Source organism: Cupriavidus sp. 05T313, assembly GCF_056396665.1.
Genome location: NZ_JBFTLX010000355.1, coordinates 1 through 5,521 on the forward strand (window position 1 = coordinate 1; position 5,521 = coordinate 5,521).

Genomic DNA, 5,521 nt, shown 5'->3' on the forward strand with positions numbered 1-5,521 from the left:
GTCCTGGCATATGCCGTGATGACCCGGCCCTATGATTCGATTTCCGCCTTTTTCCTGGCCAACAGCGTTGAAGGTGGCGGTGGCCACAATGTGGTCAATGTGATCCTGGTGGATTTCCGCGGCTTCGATACRCTGGGCGAGATCTGCGTGCTGCTGGTCGCCGGCCTTGCGGTACAGGCCTTGCTCAAGGGCATGCGCCTGGCGGCGCCGCAGGCGGGGCCCAACGGGCTGCCGTGGTCGAGCCAGAGCCACCCGTTGCTGCTGGCCATCCTGGCCCGGCTGATGCTGCCGCTGACCATGCTGGTCGCGGTCTTCATGCTGCTGCGCGGGCACAACCTGCCGGGCGGAGGCTTTATCGCCGCGCTGATCACGGCGGTGGTCTTGCTGCTGCAGTATGTGGCCAGTGGCGTGCTGTGGACCGAGGCGCGCATCGCGCTGAATTACCGCGCGCTGGCGGGCAGCGGCATCCTGGTGGCCGGGCTGACCGGGCTGGGTAGCTGGGCGTTCGGCTTCCCGTTCCTGACAACGGCCTTCGGGCACTTCCACTTGCCGGTGCTGGGCGAAATCGAACTGGCCACCGCCATGCTGTTCGACCTCGGCGTCTATTTCACGGTGGTGGGCACGACCTTGCTGATCGTGTCGCACCTCGGCGTGCGCGACAAGCGCATCCACGCGCGGGAGGGTGCCTGATGGAAGCCGTCTACGCCGGCACGGTCGGCATCCTGATGGCCTGCGGCATCTACCTGCTGCTGCGCGCGCGCACATYCCCGGTGGTGCTGGGACTGGCGCTGATCTCGTACGCAGTGAGCCTGTTCCTGCTGGGCATGGGCCGYCTGTCCAGCGGCCGCCCGCCGGTCATCGCCAGCGGGGCGCGGTATGCCGACCCGCTGCCGCAGGCACTGGTGCTGACGGCCATTGTCATCGGTTTTGCCATGACCGCATTCGCGGTGGTGCTGGCGCTGCGCTCGCTTGGCATCACAGGCAGTGACCATGTGGATGGCAAGGAAGCGGGCCAAGAGGAGGCCGGCGGCGCTGGCAGGAACGAGGCGGACGGCCCATGACCCATAGCCTGCCTTTTTCGATCCTCCTGCCCATCCTGCTGCCGATGTTCGCCGGCGGTTTACTGGTGGCGATGCCGCTGCGCTGGCTCCGGGTCCAGCGCACGCTGAGTACGGCCGCCGCGCTGCTGCTGTTGCCGGTGGCTGCCTGCATGGTCCTGGAGGCAGCCACCGGCGCCATCCCGGTCTATCACGTCGGCAACTGGCCGGCGCCGTTCGGCATCGTGCTCCAGCTCGACCGGCTTGGCGCGCTGATGCTGCTGCTGACCGCCGTGCTGGGCGCGGCTGCCGTGGTGGCCGCGGGCAGGGGAGACGCGCGGATGGGGCGGCATTTCCACGCCCTGTTCCAGTTCCAGTTGATGGGCCTCAATGGCGCCTTCCTGGCGGGCGACCTCTTCAACCTCTTTGTCTTCTTCGAGATCCTGCTGATCGCCTCCTATGCCTTGCTGGTGCATGGCGGCGGGCGCGCGCGGATCGGCGCCGGGATGCACTACGTCTTGCTGAACCTGGCGGGCTCGGCCTTTTTCCTGATCGCCATCGGCGTGCTGTACGGGCTGAGCGGCACCCTGAACATGGCGCACATGGGCCTCCGGCTGGCCGGGTTGCCGCCTGCCGACGTGCCGCTGGCCACGGCCGCGGGGGCCATGCTGATGCTTGTCTTCGGGCTCAAGGCGGCGCTGTTCCCCATGCTCTTCTGGTTGCCCAAGGCCTACGCCAGCGCTACGGGCTCGGCCGCCGCGCTATTCGCCATCATGACGAAGGTGGGCATCTACGCCATCCTGCGTTGCGCCGCGCTGATCTTCGGCGCGCCCGGCGGCATGCTGGCGGCGTTCCTGCATGACTGGGTCTGGTGGATGGCGCTCGCCACCATGGGGTTTGGCGCGCTCGGGGCGCTTGCCGCCCCCAACCTGAAGACGCTGACCTGCTACCTCGTGCTGGCATCGGTCGGGCTGCTGGCGGCCAGCGTATCGATGCAGACCGGACAAAGCTGGGCGGGGGCGCTGTATTACCTGCTCAGTACCACGTTGTGCACGGCGGCACTGTTCCTGCTGACGGATGCGCTTGAGCCGGCGCCGCCGGCGGGCTCGGTGGGGCAGCCTGTCCCGGTTGTCCACGGCTCGCGGCTGGCGGGCGCGCTGTTCCTGGTTGCGGCGCTGGCGGCGATCGGCCTGCCGCCGCTGTCGGGTTTCATCGGCAAGGTCATGGTGATGCGCAGCGCGCCGTTGCCGGCCGCGGCCGTGTTGTGGCCGGGCGTCCTGCTATCCAGCCTGGCGCTGCTGATTGCCGTGAGCCGCACCGGCACGCGCCTGCTCTGGCGCCTGCCCCAGGAACACGATCCCGAGCGCCACGGTGCTTACCATCGGGTCGCGCCGGATGGCTGGAAGCTGGGTTGTTGCGCCTTCCTGCTGGCCTGCAGCGTCGCGCTGGTCCTGTTCGCGCAGCCGCTGAGCCAGTACCTGGCGGACACCGCCGCCCAATTGTTCGACCGCGCGGCCTACTTGCGCGCGGTGCTGCCGGCCGCGGGGAGCTAAGGTCATGGTCAAACGCTTGTTTCCGCATCCGTGGCTCAGCCTGGCGCTTCTGGCGACATGGCTGTTGCTGGTAAACAGGGTGTCGCCTGCCGACTGGGCGCTGGGCGCACTTCTCGGCTGGGCGATCTCGCTCCTGATCGGCAAGGGACTCTGGCTGCGTCCGATGCGCGTGGGCCGGCCCGATCTGATGCTGCGCCTGGCGGCGCACGTGCTGATCGACATCGTGGTGGCCAATGTGGAGGTGGCCTTGCTGGTGCTGGGGCCGGTGTCGCGGATGCGCCCGGCTTTTATCCAGGTGCCGATCGATGTCGAGCATGAACTGGCGCTGTCCGCGCTGATCAGCATCGTGTCGCTCAGCCCGGGCACCTTATGCGCCGAACTCAGCGATGACCGCCGCCGGCTGCTGGTCCACGTACTCGATCTGGACAATGAAGCCAAGCTGATCGCGCTGGTCAAGTCGCGCTATGAGGCGCCGCTACGGGAGATATTTGAATGCTTGCCGTCGTAATACCGCTCTCGCTGGGAATCCTCGGGGTCGCCTTCCTGCTCGCCTTTATCCGCCTGGTGCGCGGGCCGGGCCTGCCCGACCGCATCGTCGCGCTCGACACGCTCAATATCAATGCCATCGCGCTGATCGTGGTATTCGGCATCTGGCTGCGCTCGGAATTGTTCTTCGAGGTTGCCTTGCTGATCGCGGTCATGGGCTTTATCGGCACCGTCGCCCTGACCAAGTACCTGCAGCGCGGCGACATCATCGAACTCAAGTGACCGGACGGATCGGACTGGTCCGCTAACCATGACGGGAGGCCCAATGGACAATATGAGCCCAATCGCGGAATTCGCCACCTGCGTGCTGCTGCTGATCGGCAGCGTGTTTACGCTCGTCGGCGCCATCGGGCTGCTCCGGCTGCCGGACTTTTTCATGCGCCTGCACGGGCCGACCAAATCCACCACGCTGGGTGTCGGTGGCGTCGTGGTGGCTTCGGTCGTGTTTTTCAGCAACCAGGGCAACGGCCTGAGCCTGCATGAACTGCTGATCACCGCCTTCCTGTTCCTGACCGCGCCAATCAGCGCCCATATGCTGGCCAAGGCGGCGATGCAGCAGCGCCTGCCCGTCGACCCGCGCACACGGGGGCGCACATGGGAGGCGGAGGACCGGGAGCGCAGCGAGCCGCGCGGGCAGGCCGCGGATCCATCATCGGCGGGGAAGGTTCCCGAGAGCTGACGGCGCCGGCATGGCGTCCAGTCTTCAGCCCTGCTCCCACGCGCTGCACCAGCCGGCGGCGGCTACCTGCTTGTCGCCGAACAGCACGCAGCTGCCCGTCGACGGACTGGCGCCTTCCTGGAACAGCTGGCAGTTGGCGCAGGTCTGGCTGGCCGCATGCCTGGGGAATTTCGCCTGATCCACCTTGCGGGTGTCCGCCTTGTAGTCCAGCTTGACGGCCTGCGGATCCTTCTCGTCGAGCGTGGCCGCGCCGGCGCCGGACGGCGCCGCAACGGCCGCGAGGCTTGTGGCCACGGCTATCGGCAGTGTCTTCAGGAATTGACGGCGGGTCGACATGCGGCTTCCTTTTTCTGTGGGGATTGAAGACTGCCGGACTCGACGACATCACCGGTAGCGGACCGCGCGCGGCGCCTGGCTGACTGGTGTGAAGGCCGATATTCTGTGGGGGAGTTCCGGCGTGCGGCTGGTGTGGATTGTGGCACAGCGGCCGTCGCCTGGCGCGGCATGTGCGGTTTGCCGCCACCGGATTCTCCGCGGAATGGACAAGCCAGGGTGAATCGGGATAATCGTGGCTCCGCTGGCTGGCCTATGGCAAACTCGGCGCTGCCTTTTTTGCCGCAGGCGGGTTCACCGCCGCCACGCCAACCACACGCCATCCACCACTACGCCCATGACCGCTCGCACCAACACCGATACCCTCCGCCAGGCGCTGCAGGAACCGCTAGCGTTGCAACTGTCGCCCTTGATGGGCCCGGACTTCGCCGGGACGGCCGAGGGCGAGCGTTTTGCCATCTATACCGAACCGCCGGAAGCGCCCGGACGCGACGAAGTGCTGGCAACCCTGCGTGCCCAGCTTGAAGCGGAAGCCGGCGTACCGTTGCCCGGCGGCGACGCGCCTGTATCCGGCGAAGTCCTTGACAGCGAGGACTGGGAGCCCGGCCAGGCCTTCGAGATGGACATGGATAGCGACGAGGTCTGCGGCCAGGTCCTCTTCTACCGGCTGATCCTCGCGCGGGACCTGCATCCGGTCGGCTATTGCGCATTCGAAATCAATGCCGACGAAACCGGTGTGATCTTCGTGACCCTGGTCGAGTCGTGGGTTCGGCCGCAATACCGGCAGCTCGGGCTGGAGAGCGGCTTCGTGCTGCAGATGGGCAATGCCGTCTACAACCTGCTGGCTGACCTGGACGCGCGGCTGCAGGCCGCGGGCGAGCGCAGCGCGTCGTTCGAAGTGTTGCTGGGGCTTGAGCAGGCGTCCGTGGCAGGCACGGCGCTGTTGCGGTCGCTGGCCAACACGCTGCAAGGCTGGACCGATCCCTCCGCCGCGCGTGGCGCCGCCGGGCGCGAGCCGTTGGGCATTACCAGCGTCCGCGTTTCGGTGCTTCCCGCCAGTTCAGCGGATTGAGGAAGGGGGAGGCAACGCTCGTTGCCTCCGCTGCTTTGCCGCGTTCCGGAAAAGCGGGCGATGAAGTGAACGATCTCCGGCGCCAGGCCGCGTTGATCGTCATTACTGATCGTCACAACGCCGGCCGACGGCTGGCCCACTCGCGCACCGCCTGCGCAAACAGCCTCAGCGCGGTAGGCGGGTGCCGGTTAGCCGGGTAATAGAGGCACAAGCCGGGAAAGGAAGGGCTCCATCCCGGCAGCAGGTGGATCAGCCGGCCCGAGGCCAGGTGCTCCGCAACCTGATCTTCCGGGACCCAGGC

The 5,521-nt window shown here is 67.2% G+C and carries 9 protein-coding genes; 7 read left to right on the top strand and 2 right to left on the bottom strand.

What is annotated here, in order from left to right:
• From mbhE to AC1DKD_RS38570, 6 genes are all read left to right on the top strand, one after another.
• The coding region (mbhE, locus tag AC1DKD_RS38545; RefSeq protein ID WP_477144506.1) for a hydrogen gas-evolving membrane-bound hydrogenase subunit E at positions 1-690 on the top strand (690 nt) is incomplete at its 5' end.
• A complete protein-coding gene (locus tag AC1DKD_RS38550; protein ID WP_477144507.1) occupies positions 690-1,061 on the top strand; it encodes a Na+/H+ antiporter subunit C in 372 nt (123 codons plus the stop codon). The genes mbhE and AC1DKD_RS38550, both read left to right, overlap by 1 nt.
• Positions 1,058-2,590: a monovalent cation/H+ antiporter subunit D gene (locus AC1DKD_RS38555; protein WP_441629047.1), complete on the top strand. Its 1,533-nt coding sequence runs from the start codon at positions 1,058-1,060 to the stop codon at positions 2,588-2,590. The genes AC1DKD_RS38550 and AC1DKD_RS38555 overlap by 4 nt, the downstream gene beginning before the upstream one ends.
• Positions 2,591-2,594: 4 nt before the next feature.
• Positions 2,595-3,098, top strand: coding sequence for a Na+/H+ antiporter subunit E (locus AC1DKD_RS38560; RefSeq protein ID WP_441629045.1), 504 nt, complete (start codon positions 2,595-2,597; stop codon positions 3,096-3,098).
• Positions 3,083-3,358, top strand: coding sequence for a K+/H+ antiporter subunit F (locus AC1DKD_RS38565; RefSeq protein ID WP_276286515.1), 276 nt, complete (start codon positions 3,083-3,085; stop codon positions 3,356-3,358). Before AC1DKD_RS38560 ends, AC1DKD_RS38565 begins: the two co-directional genes overlap by 16 nt.
• Positions 3,359-3,410: 52 nt before the next feature.
• Positions 3,411-3,815 (top strand): Na+/H+ antiporter subunit G, encoded by a 405-nt coding sequence (locus tag AC1DKD_RS38570; protein ID WP_441629100.1) that lies wholly within the window; start codon positions 3,411-3,413, stop codon positions 3,813-3,815.
• Positions 3,816-3,839: 24 nt separating this feature from the next.
• Here the strand turns inward: AC1DKD_RS38570 and AC1DKD_RS38575 are convergent, their stop codons facing one another.
• A complete protein-coding gene (locus AC1DKD_RS38575; protein WP_441629042.1) occupies positions 3,840-4,151 on the bottom strand; it encodes a high-potential iron-sulfur protein in 312 nt (103 codons plus the stop codon).
• A 334-nt stretch (positions 4,152-4,485) separates the two neighbouring features.
• Here AC1DKD_RS38575 and AC1DKD_RS38580 point away from each other — a divergent pair, with 334 nt between their 5' ends.
• A complete protein-coding gene (locus AC1DKD_RS38580) occupies positions 4,486-5,220 on the top strand; it encodes a hypothetical protein (RefSeq protein ID WP_441629040.1) in 735 nt (244 codons plus the stop codon).
• Between the two features lie 112 nt (positions 5,221-5,332).
• Here AC1DKD_RS38580 and AC1DKD_RS38585 read toward each other — a convergent pair.
• Positions 5,333-5,521 (bottom strand): LysR substrate-binding domain-containing protein (locus AC1DKD_RS38585; protein ID WP_477144508.1); only part of this gene is annotated, 189 nt, incomplete at its 5' end.

Coding starts and splice junctions, on each gene's coding strand:
- AC1DKD_RS38555 (WP_441629047.1), top strand. CDS start 1,058: ATGACCCATAGCCTGCCTTTTTCGATCCTCCTGCCCATCCTGCTGCCG.
- AC1DKD_RS38560 (WP_441629045.1), top strand. CDS start 2,595: ATGGTCAAACGCTTGTTTCCGCATCCGTGGCTCAGCCTGGCGCTTCTG.
- AC1DKD_RS38565 (WP_276286515.1), top strand. CDS start 3,083: ATGCTTGCCGTCGTAATACCGCTCTCGCTGGGAATCCTCGGGGTCGCC.
- AC1DKD_RS38570 (WP_441629100.1), top strand. CDS start 3,411: ATGAGCCCAATCGCGGAATTCGCCACCTGCGTGCTGCTGCTGATCGGC.
- AC1DKD_RS38575 (WP_441629042.1), bottom strand. CDS start 4,151: ATGTCGACCCGCCGTCAATTCCTGAAGACACTGCCGATAGCCGTGGCC.
- AC1DKD_RS38580 (WP_441629040.1), top strand. CDS start 4,486: ATGACCGCTCGCACCAACACCGATACCCTCCGCCAGGCGCTGCAGGAA.